This is a genomic window from Stenotrophomonas sp. RIT-551, assembly GCF_026241915.1.
Taxonomy (GTDB): Bacteria; Pseudomonadota; Gammaproteobacteria; order Xanthomonadales; family Xanthomonadaceae; genus Stenotrophomonas; species Stenotrophomonas bentonitica_A.
In genome coordinates this window covers 26,456-45,699 of sequence record NZ_JAPJIU010000020.1, presented here as the reverse complement: position 1 = coordinate 45,699, position 19,244 = coordinate 26,456, and the positions used below count along the sequence as shown (strand labels likewise).

The window sequence follows — 19,244 nt, the reverse complement described above, 5'->3', positions numbered from 1 at the left end:
TGTACATCAAGACCCACGGTTGCCAGATGAACGAGTACGACTCGACCAAGATGGCCGACGTGCTCGCCACCGCCGAAGGGCTGGAACTCACCGACGACCCGGCCGAGGCCGACGTGTTGTTGATGAACACCTGCTCCATCCGCGAGAAGGCCCAGGAGAAGGTGTTCAGCCAGCTCGGTTACTGGAAGGCGCTGAAGAACAACGGCCGTGGCGTGATCATCGGCGTCGGCGGCTGCGTGGCCTCGCAGGAAGGCGAAGCAATCATCAAGCGTGCCCCGCACGTGGACCTGGTGTTCGGCCCGCAGACCCTGCACCGCCTGCCGGAGCTGATCCGCCAGCGCCGGGAATCGGGCCGGTCGCAGGTGGACATCAGCTTCCCGGAGATCGAGAAGTTCGACGCCCTGCCCGAGCCGCGTGCCGAGGGGGCCTCCGCATTCGTGTCGATCATGGAAGGCTGCTCGAAGTACTGCTCGTTCTGCGTGGTGCCCTACACCCGCGGCACCGAGGTCAGCCGCCCGTTCGAGGACGTGGTGGTGGAAGTGGCGCAGCTGGCCGCGCAGGGCGTGCTGGAAATCAACCTGCTCGGCCAGAACGTCAACGCCTACCGTGGCCCGTATGGCGACGGCGAGTTCGCCGACCTCGGGCTGCTGATCCGCACCATCGCCGAGATCGACGGGGTCGGCCGGATCCGCTTCACCACCTCGCACCCGCTGGAGTTCAGCGACTCGCTGATCGATGCCTACCGCGATGTGCCGCAGCTGGCCAACTTCCTGCACCTGCCGGTGCAGGCCGGCAGCGACCGCGTGCTCTCGGCGATGAAGCGCGGCTACACCGCGCTGGAATTCAAATCCAAGATCCGCAAGCTGCGCGCGGTACGCCCGGACATCTCGATCAGCTCGGACTTCATCGTCGGCTTCCCCGGCGAGACCGATGCCGAGTTCGAAAAGACCATGAAGCTGATCGAAGACGTGGGCTTCGACCAGAGTTTCTCCTTCATCTATTCGCGCCGCCCGGGCACGCCGGCTGCCGATCTGGAAGACACCACCACGGATGCGGAAAAGCACGCGCGCCTGTCGCGCCTGCAGGCCCGGATCAACGAGCAGGCCGCGGCCATCTCCGAAAAGATGGTCGGCACCGTGCAGACCGTGCTGGTGGAAGGCCCCTCCAAGCGCAACCCGAACGAGCTGACCGGCAAGAGCGAGAACATGCGCTCGGTGAATTTCCCGGGGCACCCGCGCCTGGTCGGCCAGTTCGTCGATGTGGTGATCACCGAGGCGTACAGCAATTCGCTGCGCGCGCGGATGGTGACGGCGGACTGAGCAAGGCATCGCGCGCGCCGGACCACGGCGCGCGCCCGGCGTGACGATTTTTTGATCACGCCATCAGACCCGTTGCCGCACTAGGGCTGCGCGCAGCTATCCACAGCTTGCTGCACCGGCACTGCACAGGCGATGTGGAAAAGTAGCGGCGGCCCGACACCCGCGCTACCCTGTTCTCCCTTTCCCAGCTTGCGGCCCGGTCGGCTGGACCGGCGGCCGCCGGACGCAATGACCGCACTCGCACAACGCGACTTCACCCTCACCCCGGAAGACAATGAGCGCCTGGCCAACATGGCCGGCCCGTTCGACGAACATCTCCGCCAGGTGGAACTCAAACTCGGCGTGGAAATCGCCAACCGTGGCCACGTGTTCCGCGTGACCGGCCCCAAGGCCGTCGTCGCCGATGCGCAGGCCCTGATCGAAGCGCTGTACGCCGAAGCCGGCGACGTGGTGTTCGACAGCCACGCCATCCACCTGCGCCTGAACCAGGCCAACGTGGAGCAGGTGGCAGAACGCGCCTACGAGGCCCAGGAGGTGGCGATCAAGGTCAAGCGCGGCACCGTGCGCGGCCGGGGCGCCAACCAGGCCCGCTACCTGCACCAGATCACCACCCATGACATCAACTTCGGCATCGGCCCGGCCGGTACCGGCAAGACCTTCCTGGCCGTGGCCAGTGCGGTGGAAGCGCTCAACGAAGCGCGCGTGCAGCGCCTGATCCTGGTCCGCCCGGCGGTGGAGGCCGGCGAAAAGCTCGGCTTCCTGCCCGGCGACCTGAGCCAGAAGGTGGACCCGTACCTGCGCCCGCTGTACGACGCGCTGTATGAAATGCTCGGCGTGGAAAAAGTGATCAAGCTGCTGGAGAAGAACGTCATCGAGATCGCGCCGCTGGCCTACATGCGCGGGCGCACCCTCAACGATGCGTACGTGATCCTGGATGAAGCGCAGAACACCACGGTCGAACAGATGAAGATGTTCCTGACCCGCCTGGGCTTCGGCTCCACTGCGGTGGTCACCGGCGATCTCACCCAGACCGATCTGCCCAAGCACGTGAAATCCGGCCTGCGCGATGCCATCGAGGTCCTGCGCGATGTCGAGGGCGTGAGCTTCACCTTCTTCGAAGCGCGCGACGTGGTCCGTCATCCGCTGGTGGCGCGCATCGTCAGCGCTTACGATCGCCGCGATCTGCAACAGGTCCAACCCGGAGCGAACCCATGACCCGTGGCCCCGTACGCCTGGACGTCGCCATCAACTACGCACTGCCCCGCGCGGGCCTGCCCTCGGCGGTGAGCTTCCGCAAATGGGTGGCCGCGGCCCTGAAAGGCCGTATCCGCGAGGCCGACCTGGCCATCCGCCTGGTCGATGCCAAGGAAGGCCAGTCCCTGAACCGGCATTACCGCGGCAAGGATTACGCGACCAACGTGCTCAGCTTCCCCGCTGAATTGCCGGAGGGCCTGCCCAAGGGCGTGAAGTTCCCGCTGCTGGGCGACCTGGTGATCTGCGCCCCGGTGGTTGCCCGCGAGGCCGACGAACAGGGCAAGGCGCTCAACGCCCATTACGCGCACCTGACCGTGCACGGCGTGCTGCACCTGCTCGGCTGGGACCATGAGGACGAGAAGGAAGCCGATGCCATGGAACAGCTCGAGCGCGACATCCTGGCCGAACTCGGCATCGCCGATCCGTATGCCGGCGAGCGCTGAGTCCCCCCTGCGCTGCGCTTGCTGATGTCTTCGCCGTACAAGGATGTATGCCGCCATGCCGATGCCTGATCGACGCTCCGCGCTGGGCCCTGCACTGCTCGCCCTGTCCCTGCTGGCGGGGGTGTATTCCGCCCTGGGCGCGCCAGGCCTGACCGCGCTGGCCCCAGCGGGGCGTGATCCCGGCGCCATCCGGATGGGCATGCTGGCGCTGTCGGCGGTGATCGCCCTGCTGTCATTGGCGCCGTCACGCAGCTGGTGGGCGGCCCGGCAGCGGCGCGCGCCGCTGTCCGCGAGCTGGGCCCGCCGGCTGGCGGCGCTGTCAGCGGCCGTGTTCATCGGTGGCACCCTCACGTGCCTGTTCGCGGGCCTGATCCTGCCCCATCTGCTGGCCGGCCCGGGCGGGGCAACGCTCACCGCCACCGGCTTCAGCGTGGTGGCCTGGTCAGGCCTGGCGGCCGCGCTGGCCGCTCCACTGGGGTGGCGGACGCTGTATGCCTGGTCGCGGCGCGATGCTGCCCGACCGGCCCAATCGGCGACCTTCCGTGCCCGGCCGGTGCAGGTCGCCCTGCTGTTCGTGCTGGCCGCCGCCTTCGCACTGGTATTCGGGCGCGGACTGGTCGCCTCCACCGCCGGCGCCCCCGCGCTGATCCACCTGGGTGCGGTGGTGCTGCTGCTGTGTGCGGCGGGGATCGCGGTGGTCACCTTCACCGCCACCGTGCGCTGGCTGCTGCGCCGTCGCTGACGGCCTGCCATGGCGGGCCGCCCCCCGCTATGATCGACGCCGCGTCCGTGCGCTGCACGCCTTTGTTGATGGACCTGTTCCGATGACCCCGTTGCGATCTGCCTGCTTGGCCCTGCTGGCCGTGCTTTCCGCCCCGGCCTTCGCCGAAGCGCCACCGCTGGACCTGCCCGCCCTGATCGAATGCCGCCAGCGCGTGAGCGACTACGAGGCGGTCGCCCCGGTCGTGGCCGACCCGCTCAAGGCAGTCGCCAACGGCCTGCAGCCGCTGCCGCAGACCAACCAGTTCATGACCGAATTCCGCCTGGCCGCGCCGATCACGGTGTTCGGCGAGCGCGCCGAGTACATCGCCGTCGCCGGGGCCAGCATCATGGCCATCCTGGACTTGCCCGACCCGCGCCCGCTGGCCAAGCGCCTGGCCCTGGAAGACGGCGTGGACACCCCCCGGAAATTCATGGCCGGGCGCGAGCTGGTCAGCCGCGACGTCACCGACCCGCGGACCGGCGAGGCCCTGATCGAATCGGTGATCCTGAGCCTGTCCACGGTCAACTCCCACCCGGGCAAGACCCTGGCAGGCTGCACCTACAGCCTGGACCTGCCGCCGGAGGAGGAAACACCGGCGGCCAGCCCCACCGTGGCCCCCTCGCCGGGCGTGAACCCGGCGGCGGCGAGGCGCTGACAGGCCCTCGCATCCTGATAGACTAAATCCAACGCCCGGCCTGCCGGGTGCCTTTTTTCCAGAGATGTCTGAAGACGACAGTAGTAGCTCCGCGCAGGAGCACAATGAAAAGAAGCGCAGCTGGCTCGAACGCCTGACCTCTGCCTTCTCCGGCGAACCCCACACCCGCGACGAGCTGGTGGCGGTACTGCACACCGCGCACGAAGACGGCCTGATCGCCGCGGACACGCTGCGGATGATGGAAGGCGCCATTTCGGTGGCCGAGCTCACCGTCGGCGACGTGATGATCTCGCGCTCGCAGATGGTCTCCCTGCCGGTCGAAGCCCCCTTCCTTGAACTGATGAAGCAGGTGGTCGAATCCGGCCATTCGCGCTTCCCGGTGCACGGCGACAACAAGGACGACATCCTCGGCATCCTGCTGGCCAAGGACCTGCTGCGCGGCGTGGTCGCCGACAACGGGCCGGCCAACATCCGTGAGCTGCTGCGCCCGGCGGTGCTGATCCCCGAGGCCAAGAAGCTCAACGTGCTGCTGAAGGAGTTCCGGCTCTCGCGCAACCACATGGCCATCGTGGTGGACGAGTACGGCGGGGTCGCCGGGCTGGTCACCATCGAGGACGTGCTGGAGCAGATCGTCGGCGAGATCGACGACGAGCATGACGAGGCCGAGGACCACACCTCGCAGATCGCGATCCAGGCCGATGGCCAGTACGTGGTCGACGCGTTGACCGCGATCGAGGATTTCAACGAGCGCTTCGGTGCCACCTTCCCCGACGATGACTACGACACCATCGGTGGCCTGGTCACCGAGGCGATCGGGCACCTGCCCGAAACCGGCGATGAGCTCACCCTGGATCGCTTCGTGTTCCGGGTGGCGCGTGCCGATGCCCGCCGCGTGCAGGCGTTCCACGTGACCGTGCTGCCGCCCGACACCCACAACGAGGATTGACCCACGCCATGCGGCCCCCTTTGAATCGGTGGGCGCTGTGCCGCCTGTTGTTCGTGTTGTCGCTGCTTGCGATGGCCAGCCTGCCCTTCGGGGCGCTGGCCGCGCAGGATGCCGTGCCCGCTCCCGCCACCGCGGCACCTGCCGGCGAGGCGCCGCGCATCGGCGTGGTCACCATGCAGCCGGGCGAGATCTTCTTCGAACGCTTCGGGCATGACGCGCTGGTGGTGGTCGATCCGGTCACTGGCGAAGCGACCTCCTACAACTTCGGTTACTTCGACCCGAGCGAGTCCGATTTCATCGGCAACTTCGTGCGCGGCGACATGATGTACTACCTGGTCGCGCTGCCGCTCGGGCAGGATCTTTCCTACTACCAGGAGAGCGGCCGCGGCGCGAGCGTGCAGTGGCTGGACCTGACGCCCGTGCAGGCGCGCACCCTGGCCGAATCGCTGGCCGAGCGCGCCAAGCCGGAAAACGCGCGTTACCACTACGATTACTACACCGCCAACTGCGCCACCATGGTCCGCGATGCAATCGATGGTGCCCTCGGTGGCGGGCTGCATTCGCAGCTGTCGGGGCGCTCGCGCGGCAACACCTACCGCAGTGAATCGGTGCGCCTGGCCTCGCCCTCGCCGTGGATGTGGCTGGGCTTCGATATCGGCCTGGGCCCGTTTGCCGACCAGCCGCTGTCGCGCTGGCAGGAAGCGTTCGTCCCGATGCGCCTGGCCGATGCGCTGCGCCAGGTCCGCAACAGCGAAGGGCGCCCGCTGGTGCAGGCCGAGCAGGAACTGCTGCCGCACCGGATCGCGCCGGAACCGAGCGAGTCTCCCCGCCGCTGGTGGCCGTGGCTGCTGTGCGGCCTGATCGCTGCCGCAGGCGTGGTCGCACTGCGGCGCCGGCGTCGTCTGCTGGGTGGCCTCGCGCTGCCGTTCTGGCTGTTCTGCGGTATTGGCGGCGCACTGCTGACCTACCTGTGGGGCTTCAGCGCGCACCAGGCCGCCTGGGCCAACCGCAACCTGCTGCAGCTCTCGCCGCTGTGCCTGCTGCTCGTCCCCGCCGCGGTCACCCTGCTGCGCGGCCGCGTGCCGCGCGCGTGGTTCCGGATCGTGCTGTGGGCGGTGGCCGGGCTGTCCCTGCTGGGGCTGGTGCTGCACTGGCTGACCCTGCAGGCGCAGTACAACCTGCAGTGGATCGTGTTGCTGCTGCCGATCCACGTGGCGCTGGCATGGGCACTGGGCCGCCGTGACCTGCCCGTCACGGGCCGCTGACGCACGATGCCCGCCATGGATACCGTCACACCCGATAACCCCGCCTGCGTCATCAACTGCGTTCACTACGATGACCAGGGCAAGCGCCACGACATCAGCCTGGATGCGATCAGCGATGTGATCGCCAGCGACAACGGTTTCGTCTGGGTCGGCCTGTACGAGCCCGATGACAGCGTGCTGCTGAAGCTGCAGGAAGAATTCGGCCTGCATTCGCTGGCCATCGAAGACGCCCGCAACGCGCACCAGCGGCCCAAGGTCGAGGCCTACGGCAATTCGCTGTTCGTGGTGGTGACCACCGCGCAGATGGTGGACGAGCGGATCCGCTACGGCGAAACGCACGCCTTCCTCGGCCCGCGCTTCCTGGTCACGGTGCGCCACGGCGCGTCGCTCTCCTATGCCGCCCCGCGCGCCCGCGTGGAGCGCGAGCCGGAGCTGCTGCGCACCATGGGGCCCTCGTACTGCCTGTACGCGGTGCTGGATTTCGTGGTCGACAACTACCTGCCGATCACCCAGCGCTACCGTGACACGCTGGAACTGCTGGAGAAGGACATCTTCTCCGACAACTACAAACGCCACACCGTGGTGCGCCTGTACGAGCTCAAGCGCGAGCTCAACAAGATGCGCATGGCCGTGGCGCCGCTGCAGGACATGCTCTCGCAGATCAAGCGCTACCAGGGTGACCTGGTGCCGGACGAAGTGAAGCTGTACCTGCGCGACGTGCACGACCACGCGGTACGGATCAGCGATGTGATCGACACCCTGCGCGAGATGCTGGGCACCGCGCTGAGCGTGAACCTCTCGCTGGTCACCCTGGCCCAGGGCGAGACGGTCAAGCGCCTGGGCGCGTGGGCGGCGCTGCTGGCCGCCCCGACCCTGATCACCAGCTGGTACGGCATGAACTTCACGCACATGCCCGAGCTCGACAAGCCATGGGCCTACCCCGCGATGATCATCGGCGTGGGCGCGGTGTGCGTGGGCCTGTACCGGTTGTTCAAGCGCGCGCGCTGGCTGTAGGAAGCGACCGTTGGTCGCTACGGTGGTGACCGTTGCTCGCTACGGCGGGCGACGGCTGGCCACGACGGTGGGTAGTGCCGGCCGCTGGCCGGCTCCTCCGGTGGCATGACCCTCATCTGGTGTTCGCAGCCGTCCGGGGCATGGGCGTGAGCCGGCCAGCGGCCGGCACTACCCGGTTCATGGCATCAGGCGACGTAAACGGTCTTGATGTTCATGAACTCATGGATGCCATGCTCGGCGAGTTCGCGGCCGAAGCCGGAACGTTTGCTGCCGCCGAAGGGCAGCCGCACGTCGCTCTTGACGATGGCGTTGACGAAGGCGGCACCACATTCCAGCTGCTGGGCGATGGCTTCGCCACGGGCTGCATCGGTGGTCCACACGCTGCCGCCCAGGCCGAAGGTGGTGTCATTGGCCACGCGCAGTGCTTCGGCGTCATCGCTGACGCGCAGGATCGCCGCGGCCGGGCCGAACAGTTCTTCGTCGTAGGCCGGCATGCCGGGGGTGACGTTGTCCAGGATCGTTGCCGGATAACCGGCATGCGAACCGGCCACCGGCTCGCCGCCCAGCAGCAGCTTGGCGCCCTTGGCGATGCTGTCCTGCACCTGCTTGTGCAGTTCGTCGCGCAGGTCCGCGCGTGCCATCGGGGCCAGCGTGGTGTTCTCGTCCTGCGGATCCCCGTAGACGCGCTTGCCTGCAGCGGCGACGAACTTCTCCACGAACGCATCGGCGATCGCATCGACCACGATGAACCGCTTGGCCGCGATGCAGGTCTGCCCGCTGTTGTCGAAGCGGGACTTCACTGCTGCAGCCACCGTCTTTTCGAGATCAGCATCGTCCAGCACCACGAAGGCATCGCTGCCGCCCAGTTCCATCACGCACTTCTTGAGCTGGTCGCCGGCGTTGGCCGCGATGGAGCGCCCGGCGCGCTCGCTGCCGGTCAGCGTTACCGCTTTGACCCGCTTGTCGCGCAGCACTTCGGCGGCCTGGTCGTTGTCGATGTGCAGCACATCGAACACGCCTTCGGGCAGGCCGCCGTCGCGGCACACCGCCAGGATCAGGTCGGCGCACTGCGGCACGTTGCTGGCGTGCTTGAGCAGGGCCACGTTACCGGCCATGAACGCCGGCGCGAGGAAGCGGAACACCTGCCAGATCGGGAAGTTCCACGGCATCACCGCGAACACGCAGCCGATCGGCTCATAGCGCACGTAGCTGCGCTGGGCTTCGGTATCGATCAGCTGCGGCTTGAGGTAGTCAGCCGCATGGTCGGCGTAGAACTCGCAGGCCTCGGCGCATTTCTCGATCTCACCCAGCGCCTCCACCTTGAGCTTGCCCATCTCGGTGGTCATCGCGTGCTGGATGTCGCCCTTGCGTTGGCGCAGCTGGGCGGCAATCGCGCGCAGGATCGCCCCGCGCTCCTGCAGCGAACGCGCCGCCCATGCCGGGAACGCCCCGGCAGCTGCCGCCAGGCGCTGCTCGACCTCCTTGGCGGTGAGCAGTTCATGGCGATACGTGACCTGGCCGGTCGCGGGATTGATGATGTCAGCGGTCATCACGGGTCTCCGAAAGTCAGACCCGCATTGTGCGCCCGGCCTCGTGAGCCGGATGTTGCCGGATCAGGTTGAACGCCGCGACACAGCGTCGCAGCAGCGCCCTGCCCCGGCACCGTTCAGCTGGGGTCCTGCAGTGCCATCTGCATGTCACGCTGGCGGCGCTTCTCGGCCCGGGCGGTGATGTACCAGCCCACCACGGCCGCGATCGACACCGCCAACACCATCAAGGTGGCCAGCGCGTTGATCTCGGGCTTGATGCCCATCCGCACCGAGGAGAACACCTTCATCGGCAAGGTCGTGGAGTTCGGCCCGGCCACGAAGCTGGCGATCACCACGTCATCAAGGGAGAGCGTGAACGCCAGCAGCCAGCCGGCCACCAGCGCCGGGGCGATGATCGGCAGGGTGATCTGGAAGAACACCTTGAGCCGGCTCGCGCCGAGATCCATGGCGGCCTCCTCCAGCGAGCGGTCCAGCTCCTGCAGCCGCGAAGACACCACCACGGTCACGAAGGACAGGGTGAAGGTGACGTGCGCGATCCAGATGCTGGTCACGCCGCGGCTGGGAAAGCCGGGGATGCCGCCCATCGCCACCAGCAGGGTCATCAGCGAGAAGCCCAGGATCACTTCGGGCATCACCAGCGGTGCGGTGATCAACGCCCCGAACAGGGTCTTGCCCGGGAAGCGGCGCATGCGGGTCATCACCATCGCCGCCATCGTGCCGAGCACGGTGGCCGCGCAGGCGGTCCAGAATGCGACCTTCAGGCTGATCCACAGCGCGTCCAGGATCTGGCGGTTGTTGAACAGCTCACCGTACCAGCGCGTGGAGAAGCCCGACCACACCGTGGCCAGCTTGGAGGCGTTGAAGGAATACACCATCAACAACAGGATCGGCAGGTACAGGAAGGCGAAGCCCAGCCCGAGCAGGCTCCAGCCCAACCAGCGGTTGCTGCGCACCATGCTCATGCCAGCTTTCCTTCCAGCTCGCGCTGCTGCATGCGGTTGAACAGCAGGATCGGCACCAGCAGCAGGGCCAGCATCACGATCGCCACCGCCGAGGCCGTCGGCCAGTCGCGGTTGTTGAAGAACTCGCCCCACAGCACGCGGCCGATCATCAGCGTGTCCGGCCCGCCCAGCATTTCCGGAATCACGAATTCACCCACGGCGGGGATCATCACCAGCATGCAGCCGGCGATGATGCCGGTGCGCGAGAGCGGCAGCGTGATCCGCATGAAGGCCTGCCACGGCTTGGCGCCGAGGTCGTAGGCGGCCTCGAGCAGGCGGTTGTCCAGCTTCACCAGGTTGGCGTACAGCGGCAGCACCATGAACGGCAGGTAGCAGTACACGATGCCGATGTAGGCTGCGGTCGGGGTGTACAGGATCTGCAGCGGTGCATCGATCAGGCCCAGCTTGAGCAGCAGCTGGTTGAGCAGGCCGTTGCGGTCCAGGATGCCGATCCACGCATACACCCGGATCAGGAACGAGGTCCACGAGGGCAGCACCACCAGCATCATCGCCACGTTGCGCGCGGCCGGGCTCATCCGCGAGATCACATACGCCATCGGGTAGCCGATCAACAGCGTGAGCAGGGTCGAGATGACCGCGATCTTGATCGAGCTCAGGTAGGCCAGCAGGTACTGGTTGTCCTTGACCAGGGCCGCATAGCTGCCCAGGTTGAGCTTGAGCGAGAAGGCGCCGTCCACGTACTCCAGCAGCCAGGTGTACGGCGGTGAGCCGACCTGGGTGCGCGCGAAGGAGATCATCAGGATGATCACGAACGGCACCGCGAAGAACAGCAGCAGCCACAGGTACGGCGCGGCGATCACGCCGGCGCGCGTGCCCGGGAGCCAGCGCTTCCAGCCGGTCGCGCTCATGAGGTCAGCACCACGCCGTCGTTGTCGCGCCAGTGCACCCAGACGGTGTCGCCCCAGGTCAGGCCATCGCTGGCCCAGCGCTGCGAGTTGGCGAAGTTGGACAGCACCTTGGCCCCGCTCGGCAGGCGCACATGGAACACCGAGTGGCTGCCGAAGTAAGCGATCTCCTCGATCACGCCCTGCGCCTTGTTGGTGTCGCCGGCCGGTTCGTCCTTGCCGATCATCACCTTCTCCGGGCGCAGCGCGAAGGCTACCGGCTGGCCTTCGTAGCCGGTGATGCCGTGGGCGACGTAGATCGGCGCAGGGAACAGCGGCGTGCGCACCGTGACGTATTCGGGCAGGTCCTCATCGAGCACCCCGTCGAACAGGTTCACCGAACCGATGAACTCGGCCACGAACCGGTTGGCCGGCTGTTCGTAGATTTCATCCGGCTTGCCGACCTGCTGGATCCAGCCGGCATCCATCACCGCGATCCGGGTGGCCATGGTCATGGCCTCTTCCTGATCGTGGGTGACCATCACGCAGGTCACCCCGGTGGTCTCGATGATGTTGACCAGCTCCAGCTGCATCTGCGAGCGCAGCTTCTTGTCCAGCGCGCCCATCGGTTCATCCAGCAACAGCAGCTTCGGGCCCTTGGCCAGCGACCGCGCCAGCGCCACGCGCTGCTGCTGGCCACCGGAAAGCTGATGCGGCTTGCGCTTGGCCAGCTTGCCCAGCTGCACCAGCTCCAGCATCTCGCCGACACGGCGGTTGATCGCATCGCGGGCCATGCCGTCCTGCTTCAACCCGAAGGCGATGTTCTGCTCCACCGTCATGTGCGGGAACAGCGCATAGGACTGGAACATCATGTTGATCGGGCGCTGGTACGGCGGCAGCGCGTTGATGCGCTGGCCGTCCAGGTCGATGGTGCCCTGGGTGGGGGTCTCGAAGCCGCCCAGGCAGCGCAGCAGCGTCGATTTGCCGCTGCCCGAGCCACCCAGCAGCGCGAAGATCTCGCCCTTGCGCACGTCCAGGGTGACGTCGTCGAGCGCGACGAAGCCGTCGAACTCCTTGCGCAGCGCGCGGATGGACAGGTAACCCGGTTCCAGGACCGGGAGGACCGCGCCTTCCGGCTTGGCTTCAAATGGCATGGGGGGCGGCTCCAGGAGCGGCGGCAGGACGGGGGGAGCATCCCATTTTACCGGTGGTGGCCGCGTCATGTGCTACCCGGCGGGGCGGCCCGCGTTGCCGACCCCGGGCGCACGCGGCCCCCGAAACGACGACGCCGGCGCGGGGCCGGCGTCGCAGGGGGCACTCAGCGCCCGGTTTTCACCTCGGTCCACAGCCGGGTGTAGAGCTTGTCCACTTCCGGCGTGTTGATCGAGTAGGTGAACATCTTGGCCGCCACATCGGCCGGCGGGTAGATGGTCGGATCGGTGCGGATCGCCTCGTCCACCAGCGGCGTGGCCGTGGTCACCGGGTTGGCGTAATGGATGAAGTTGGTGTTGGCTGCGGCGACCTTGGGCTCGAGCAGGTAGTTGATGAAGGCGTAGGCGGCCTCCGGGTGCTTGGCATCCTTGGGGATGGCCAACATGTCGAACCACTGCGGGGCGCCTTCGCGCGGGATCGAATAGGCCACGGTCACGCCGTTGGAGGCCTCGGCCGCGCGGTCGCGGGCCTGGATGATGTCACCGGACCAGCCCACCACCAGGCAGGTACCGCCGTTGGCCAGCGAGCCCACGTACTGCGAGGAGTGGAAGTTCTGCACGTACGGGCGGATCGCCTTGAGCAGCGCGGCGGCCTTCTCCAGCGTGGCCGGGTCCTGGCTGTGCGGATCCTCGCCCAGGTAATGCAGCGCGATGGGGATCATGTCCGACGGCGTATCCAGGATGGTGATCCCGCAGTCCTTCATCTTGGCGATGTTTTCGGGCTTGAAGATCAGGTCCCAGCTGTTGGCGATCTCGGTGCTGCCGCCGAAGCGCTGCTTGAGCAGTTCCACGTTGTAGCCGATGCCGGTGGTGCCGATCATGTACGGCACGCCGTATTCGTTGCCCGGGTCCTGCTGCGCGATGCGCTTCATCACACTCGGGTCGAGATTGGCCAGGTTCGGGATCTTGCTCTTGTCCAGCGGCAGGAACACGCCGGCCTTGATCTGGCGGCCGAAGAAATTCAGCGTCGGCACGACCACGTCGTAGCCGCTGTTGCCGGCCAGCAGCTTGGTTTCGACCATCTCATCGCTGTCGAACACGTCATAGGTCACCTTGGTGCCGGTGGCCTTCTCGAAGTTCGGGATGGTGTCTTCGGCGATGTAATCGCTGTAGTTGTAGACGTTCAGCACCTTGGCGTCGTCCTGCTTGTCACCGCCGCCACAGGCGGTCAACACGGATACGGCAATGCCGAGGGTGAGGATTCGCAGCTTCATCGGACTCTCCACAGGTCAGGTGCGAGTTGGGGGGAACCGGCCGGACCGGCGCAACGGGTGCCAGCCTACCGGGCATGCCCCCATTTTCCCAGCACACGGCCCTCACGGCCATGCCGGATGTGGTGCGTGGGGTCAGACGTTGAGCAGCAGGAACTCGCGCTCCCAGGAGCTGATGACCCGGAAGAAGGTCTCGTATTCCTTGCGCTTGACCGACACATAGGCACGGCAGAAGCGCTCGCCGAGCATCTCGCGCAGCGCCGGGCAGCCTTCCAGCCCGTCCAGCGCCTCGCCCAGCGAGCGTGGCAGGTCGTAGCCCAGCTCCTTGGCGCTGCCGCTGATCGGGGCAGTCGGCGAGCCCTGCTCGCGGATGCCCAGCAGCCCGGCGGCCAGGGTCGCGGCGATCGCCAGATAGGGGTTGGCATCGGAGCCGGCGAACCGGCTTTCCACCCGCATGTTCTCCGGCGTATCCAGCGGCACCCGCAGCCCGCAGGTGCGGTTGTCGAAGCCCCAGTGCACGTTGCTCGGGGAGACCTCGCCGAACATCAGCCGGCGGTAGGAGTTCACGTTCGGCGCGAAGAACGCCATCGCCGCCGGCACGTACTTCTGCAGGCCGGCCAGGTAATGGCCGAACAGCGGACTGAAATCCTCACCGCCGTGCTCACCGCTGAACACATTGCTGCCATCGCTGATCCGCAGCAGGCTCTGGTGGATGTGCATCGCACTGCCCGGCTCGTTCTCCATCGGCTTGGCCAGGAAGGTGGCATAGATACCGTGGCGCATCGCCGACTCGCGCATGGTGCGCTTGAACAGGAACACCTGGTCGGCCAGGTCCATCGCATTGGCGTGGGTGAAGTTGACCTCCAGCTGCGCGGCGCCGGATTCGTGGATGAGCGTGTCCACGTCCAGCTTCATCGCGTCGCAGTAGTCGTACATCAGATCGAGGATCGGATCGAACTCGTTGACCGCGTCGATCGAGTACGACTGGCGCGCCGTCTCCGGGCGACCGGAACGGCCGGCCGGCGGCAAGAGTGGGAAATCCGGGTCGGTGTTCTTCTGGACCAGGAAGAACTCCAGCTCCGGGGCCACCACCGGGCGCAGGCCGAGCTCGGCATAGGCGTTGAGCACCCGGCGCAGCACGTTGCGTGGGGCCAGCTCATGCGGCTCGCCGGTCTTGGTGAAACAGTCATGGATGACCTGCGCGGTGGGATCGGTCGCCCACGGCACCATGCGGACGGTGTCGGCATCCGGGCGCAGGATCATGTCCGAGTCCGAGGGCGAGGTCAGCTCGTAATAATCGTCCGGGAATTCGCCGGTGACGGTGGTGGCGAAGATGCCCTCCGGCAGGCGCGTGCCGTAATCGTGCGAGAACTTGTCGGCCGGAATGATCTTGCCGCGCGCGTTGCCGGTGATGTCCGGCACCAGGCACTCCACCTCCGTGATGCGCCGGTCCTTGAGCCAGCGCAGCAGCGTGCTCTCCTGCGGAACAGGCTTGGGGGCGGCTTTGCGCGAACGCGTTCGGGTGGTCATGACCGGTCTGCTGTAAGAGAGTTGCGGCGACAAGCATCGCCGAAAGCGTGAAAAATGCTGTGATAGAACCGATTGTCGGCCACCCGCCACTCAGGATGCCACTGCACCCCGAGCACGAACCGGTGCGCGGTACTGCGCGCCGCTTCGATCAACCCATCCGCGGCGATGGCCTCGACCCGCAGCCCGTCGGCCAACCGGTCGATGCCCTGCCCGTGCACGGAATTGACCGTTGTCGTGGGCGCCCCGGCCCAGCCGGCCAGCCAACCGCCCTCGGACAGCTGCACCGCATGTGCAGGACCATACTGGACCTCGACCGCCGCCTGCGGGTCTTCGCGATGATCGCCCAGGCCCGGCACCTCGTGCACGCGCGGATGCAGGCGAGACCATGCGTCATGCTCGGATGACCTGCAACCACGTTACCCCTGCGCGCAGATCCCGCGCAACTCAGCGCCGCCTCGTCGGCGCGCGCCCCCTCACACGCCGGGGGCAGACGCTGCGACAGACTGCCCGCTGTTACGCGCCTCGGTTGCTGGCATCCTTTGTCCATGATTCCTGACCTGTCCATCGCCCGCCGGAGCCCGGCATGACCACCGCCGGCGAGGCGCACGCACCCAGCTGGTACGCCGACAGCGTGGCTGTTGCCCCGCTGCGTGAGCCACTGGCCGGCGATCTGAACGCCGACGTCTGCGTGCTCGGCGCCGGTTACACCGGCCTCTCCGCCGCGCTCACCCTCGCCGAACGCGGGTATCGCGTCGTGCTGCTGGAGGCCCACCGGGTCGGCTGGGGGGCCTCAGGGCGCAACGGCGGCCAGGCCATCGTCGGCTACGGCTGCGAGGTGGACACGCTCGAGCATCTGGTCGGCGCCGAAGATGCGCGGGCGCTGTTCGAGTTCTCGCGCGACGGCATGCGCCTGCTGCGCGACCGCATTGCCCGCCACCAGATCGACTGCGACTGGCGCGACGGCCACGCCAGCGTGCCGATCAAGCCCCGCCAGGAGCGCATGCTGCGCGCCGGGCTGATCGATCTGGCCCAGCGCTACGACTATCCCTTGGAGTGGTGGGACCGCGCCCAGCTGCGCGGGCAACTGGACAGTCCGCGCTATCGCGGGGCCATGTTCGATCCTCACAGCGGCCACCTGCATCCGCTGGCCTACGCACAGGGCCTGGCCCGTGCCGCCGAGGCAGCCGGGGCGGTGATCCACGAGCAGTCGCCGGTACTGCAGTTGATCCGGGGGGCCCGGCCGCAACTGCGTACCGCACACGGCACGGTCAGCGCCGATCACGTGGTGATCGCCGGCAACGCCTGGCTGGAGGGCATCGCGCCCGAGCTGGAATCGCGGATCATGCCGGTCGGCACCTACATCGGCGCCAGCGCGGTCCTCGGGCAGGCGCGGGCGCAATCATTGATCCGCAACGACATGGCCGTGGCCGATGTCAGCTGGGCGCTGGACTATTTCCGACTGAGCCGCGACCACCGCCTGCTGTTCGGTGGCCAGGCCAGCTACTCCGCCCTGCCCCCGCCCGGCCTGCGTGGGGTGATGACCCGGCGAATGCGCGCGGTGTTCCCGCAGCTGGCCGACGTGGAGCTGGAGTACGTGTGGGGCGGTTATGTCGACATCACCCGCAACCGTGCCCCGCACTGGGGCCGGCTGACCCCGAATGTCTATTTCGCGCAGGGCTTTTCCGGCCACGGTGTTGCCGCTGCGGGCCTGGCAGGCCAAGTGCTGGCCGAGGCGATTGCCGGGCAGGCGGAGCGGCTGGACGTGTTCGAGCGTATCCCGCACCGCCCTTTCCCCGGCGGGCGCCTGCTGCGGACGCCGCTGCTGGTGGCGGCGATGTCCTGGTACAAGCTGCGCGATGCGTTGTGGTGAGGGTTCAAGGGGTTTTCGGCGGGGGCGGCGGGCTCGGCGGCGGTGCCGGCCGGGTACTGCGCGGCGTCGGGTTCGAGCCCTTGTGCCGATTCGACACTTCCAGACACTCAACGACCTCCGCGGCCGTCCGCCGCGGAATTGTGAAGATCGTCGTGCCGTAGGCTGGCCGCCCTGCAATTACGCAGTGCGATGGAAAAGTGAGACGGGGCGCGGCATCTGAAATCAGGCTTTCCACTTTCCGGCAGTTCCACAACAGGACGCGCAGCAGATGTTATGGCAGTGCTTACTACGCCCTCCACGGGTCGGATCACATAAAAACGAAACGAGCAGAATGCGTCACATCAACGCTTGCGGTGACTGAGACAGGCGTTCCTCGAGCTCGTGGATTCATCCGCGCGGCTACAGCGCCTCACTAATGTCGGCGCCAGAGCCGGCATGAAGGTTGTCACCCCAAAATGAGATATGTGTCACGCCCATGAACGTGACACACGCCTGTGCGTCCATCCATACCCTGTGCCGCCAACGCGCCGGACCAATTGCGCAATTGCATAATCGGGCGTGTATATATACCGTCCAATCTAATCGCGGCATTGCTACACAGGGATGTTGAAGGCACGAACAGGGGGAGCCAGTGCGCGGAGAGTGGTGGAAAAATGGAATTCAGTTGAATCTGCGCATCGAGCCGATCGGGCTTGTTCTCGCTGTGTTCTACGCATTTGCATGCTGGGGGGCGCGCAAACTGTCCCTCGACCAGTTCTACCTGCCTGCGGGTATACGAGTGGCCGCCCTGCTGCTCTGCCCACCCCGACTGTGGCCCTACCTGTTCCTTGGCGAATACGCCTACTTTGCTCAGATGCGTTACCCGATGATCGACAAGTACGGGTTGACGTGGGTCATCCTCGCCTCCGTGTCGCTGATGCCCACTGTTGCACTGATCGTGCGACTGCATCGCAGGATGATGGCCGCTACGACGCAGGCTTGGTTGCTTTCAGTTGGCGCGGCATCGGCCGTAGCCGTTACGTCAATCAATCTTGCTCTAGCGGAATTGCTTTGGACAACACCGGATATGCCATTGCTGGCCGGCATAGCGCGCTACATCGTAGGTGACTTCATCGGGATTCTGACCGTGGCACCGCTCGCCTTGCTTTGGGCAAGGAGGAACACCGAGCCGGCATGGACAAGTAGATTGCTCACCCCAATCATTGGCGCGCTCGGCTTAATGATCCTGCTAGGCATATGCACGACGCTGATACCTGCGGAATCATCTACGGCCAAAAGCAGCCTGCAGCTGCTAATGGCGCTCCCAGCCATTGCACTGACATGCCTGCTCGGCTGGCGTGGCGCAGCGGTGGCGGTGCCAACACTAAATCTGATCATCGGTCTTACCACGCCCAAGCCATACCCATCTGCATTTGATCAGTCCACGTTTACCACGCAAATGATCATGGCCATCGCAGGCGCCGCGCTACTCATGTTCGGCTCCAGGATCACTCATTACTATCACCGCTACCGAATCAGGGACGATGGTGAGAAGAACGCGATCAAACTGGCCAGAAAGTCTCATATGGCCAGGGAGAACGGTCTGCGCGAGCGCGCGCTCAACCTTCGTAAGCTCGGAGATGGCATTGACGTCTCCCTCAATGAAGTCGTGAGCTGGCTGAAGTTGCAGGGACACCACGAGATCGCCAGCGGCTTGCTTCACACTGCGACGGTGCATTCGCGCTTGTTCCGCGAACAGGCAAGCATGGTCTATCCCACCACATTGGATCAACTCGGCCTTTATGTGGCATTGCAAATGGGTGGCCTGCGCGAAGCGTGGGAGAAGACCGCCCGGGTTGCCCGGCCTCGCCTGGAGGGTGATCCCTGCCTGCTGAGCAATGATTTGCAGTTGGCTGCCTATCGCGCACTGAGCGATGCCGTATCCCTTCTATTAGAGCATGAGACAGGTCAGGTAGTGGTTCGTGCCCGTTGTGGACGTTTCGGGCCACAGCGGGGAATTCTCGTAGTCATCGCTCTTCTTGATTCGGCACAGCCATTGTCCGAGACAACGATCGCTATGGCAGATGAGCAATTGGCCGGCCTGTCCCTCGCATATGGCGGCATCGTGCAGTGCCGTCGCAACCGGATCAGGTTGGTGCTGACGGAAACAGCAATCGGCTCTTCCAACAGAGTAGCCCGCTTCCATTCGGTGAAGCGCGGAACAGCTGACCTGGACAATAGCGAAGCGTTGACCTGATCGGAACCTGACCAAACCTACCTCGCTGCCTTCGAGGATTACGGTCATTAGCAAGACGGCACGCCACTTCAACTTTCTATCGAACGACGTGCTGTCACCCTTGGGATGACAGCACGTCGTAGATGCCGTAT

At 66.2% G+C, this 19,244-nt stretch carries 16 protein-coding genes and 1 pseudogene; 10 read left to right on the top strand and 7 right to left on the bottom strand.

The window, feature by feature from the left end:
* The 8 genes from miaB to ORK51_RS16850 form a co-directional block, all read left to right on the top strand.
* On the top strand, positions 1-1,319 hold a 1,319-nt coding region (gene miaB / locus ORK51_RS16885; protein ID WP_266086020.1), incomplete at its 5' end, for a tRNA (N6-isopentenyl adenosine(37)-C2)-methylthiotransferase MiaB.
* 228 nt (positions 1,320-1,547) lie between these two features.
* Positions 1,548-2,534, top strand: a complete 987-nt coding sequence (locus ORK51_RS16880) for a PhoH family protein (RefSeq protein ID WP_070426995.1) — start codon at positions 1,548-1,550, stop codon at positions 2,532-2,534.
* Positions 2,531-3,016: an rRNA maturation RNase YbeY gene (gene ybeY, locus ORK51_RS16875; protein ID WP_019185849.1), complete on the top strand. Its 486-nt coding sequence runs from the start codon at positions 2,531-2,533 to the stop codon at positions 3,014-3,016. Before ORK51_RS16880 ends, ybeY begins: the two co-directional genes overlap by 4 nt.
* 55 nt (positions 3,017-3,071) lie before the next feature.
* The gene (locus ORK51_RS16870) at positions 3,072-3,758 is read left to right on the top strand and encodes a hypothetical protein (protein ID WP_266086016.1); all 687 of its coding nucleotides are present in this window, start codon (positions 3,072-3,074) and stop codon (positions 3,756-3,758) included.
* A gap of 82 nt (positions 3,759-3,840) precedes the next feature.
* A complete protein-coding gene (locus ORK51_RS16865) occupies positions 3,841-4,434 on the top strand; it encodes a hypothetical protein (RefSeq protein WP_266086014.1) in 594 nt (197 codons plus the stop codon).
* A 64-nt stretch (positions 4,435-4,498) separates the two neighbouring features.
* Complete coding sequence (locus ORK51_RS16860; RefSeq protein ID WP_046272009.1) at positions 4,499-5,380, top strand: CorC family transporter; 882 nt, start codon at positions 4,499-4,501, stop codon at positions 5,378-5,380.
* An 8-nt stretch (positions 5,381-5,388) separates the two neighbouring features.
* Complete coding sequence (locus ORK51_RS16855) at positions 5,389-6,645, top strand: lipoprotein N-acyltransferase Lnb domain-containing protein (protein WP_266086011.1); 1,257 nt, start codon at positions 5,389-5,391, stop codon at positions 6,643-6,645.
* A gap of 15 nt (positions 6,646-6,660) precedes the next feature.
* The gene (locus ORK51_RS16850) at positions 6,661-7,659 is read left to right on the top strand and encodes a magnesium and cobalt transport protein CorA (protein ID WP_019185854.1); all 999 of its coding nucleotides are present in this window, start codon (positions 6,661-6,663) and stop codon (positions 7,657-7,659) included.
* A 185-nt stretch (positions 7,660-7,844) separates the two neighbouring features.
* Here the strand turns inward: ORK51_RS16850 and ORK51_RS16845 are convergent, their stop codons facing one another.
* From ORK51_RS16845 to ORK51_RS16815, 7 genes and pseudogenes are all read right to left on the bottom strand, one after another.
* Entirely contained in the window at positions 7,845-9,209 is a 1,365-nt protein-coding gene (locus ORK51_RS16845; protein ID WP_046272011.1) for an NAD-dependent succinate-semialdehyde dehydrogenase, read from the bottom strand.
* 116 nt (positions 9,210-9,325) lie between these two features.
* Positions 9,326-10,171 (bottom strand): ABC transporter permease subunit, encoded by an 846-nt coding sequence (locus tag ORK51_RS16840; protein ID WP_019185856.1) that lies wholly within the window; start codon positions 10,169-10,171, stop codon positions 9,326-9,328.
* Positions 10,168-11,079 (bottom strand): ABC transporter permease subunit, encoded by a 912-nt coding sequence (locus tag ORK51_RS16835; RefSeq protein WP_266086007.1) that lies wholly within the window; start codon positions 11,077-11,079, stop codon positions 10,168-10,170. The genes ORK51_RS16840 and ORK51_RS16835 overlap by 4 nt, the downstream gene beginning before the upstream one ends.
* Entirely contained in the window at positions 11,076-12,209 is a 1,134-nt protein-coding gene (locus ORK51_RS16830) for an ABC transporter ATP-binding protein (RefSeq protein WP_070426989.1), read from the bottom strand. The genes ORK51_RS16835 and ORK51_RS16830 overlap by 4 nt, the downstream gene beginning before the upstream one ends.
* Before the next feature lie 164 nt (positions 12,210-12,373).
* On the bottom strand, positions 12,374-13,480 hold the full coding sequence (locus tag ORK51_RS16825; RefSeq protein ID WP_266086004.1) for a polyamine ABC transporter substrate-binding protein: 1,107 nt from the start codon (positions 13,478-13,480) through the stop codon (positions 12,374-12,376).
* A 132-nt stretch (positions 13,481-13,612) separates the two neighbouring features.
* Complete coding sequence (locus ORK51_RS16820; protein WP_019185860.1) at positions 13,613-15,007, bottom strand: glutamine synthetase family protein; 1,395 nt, start codon at positions 15,005-15,007, stop codon at positions 13,613-13,615.
* Positions 15,004-15,384, bottom strand: a pseudogene (locus ORK51_RS16815) (gamma-glutamyl-gamma-aminobutyrate hydrolase family protein); the annotation flags it as partial. The pseudogene ORK51_RS16815 and the gene ORK51_RS16820, both read right to left, overlap by 4 nt.
* A 206-nt stretch (positions 15,385-15,590) precedes the next feature.
* On the opposite strand from ORK51_RS16815, the gene ORK51_RS16810 reads away from it, so the two are divergent.
* Together ORK51_RS16810 and ORK51_RS16805 are read left to right on the top strand one after the other, a co-directional pair.
* On the top strand, positions 15,591-16,877 hold the full coding sequence (locus tag ORK51_RS16810) for an NAD(P)/FAD-dependent oxidoreductase (RefSeq protein ID WP_266086001.1): 1,287 nt from the start codon (positions 15,591-15,593) through the stop codon (positions 16,875-16,877).
* Positions 16,878-17,508: 631 nt separating this feature from the next.
* Positions 17,509-19,113 (top strand): MASE1 domain-containing protein, encoded by a 1,605-nt coding sequence (locus ORK51_RS16805; protein WP_266085999.1) that lies wholly within the window; start codon positions 17,509-17,511, stop codon positions 19,111-19,113.
* Positions 19,114-19,244: the final 131 nt, after the last annotated feature.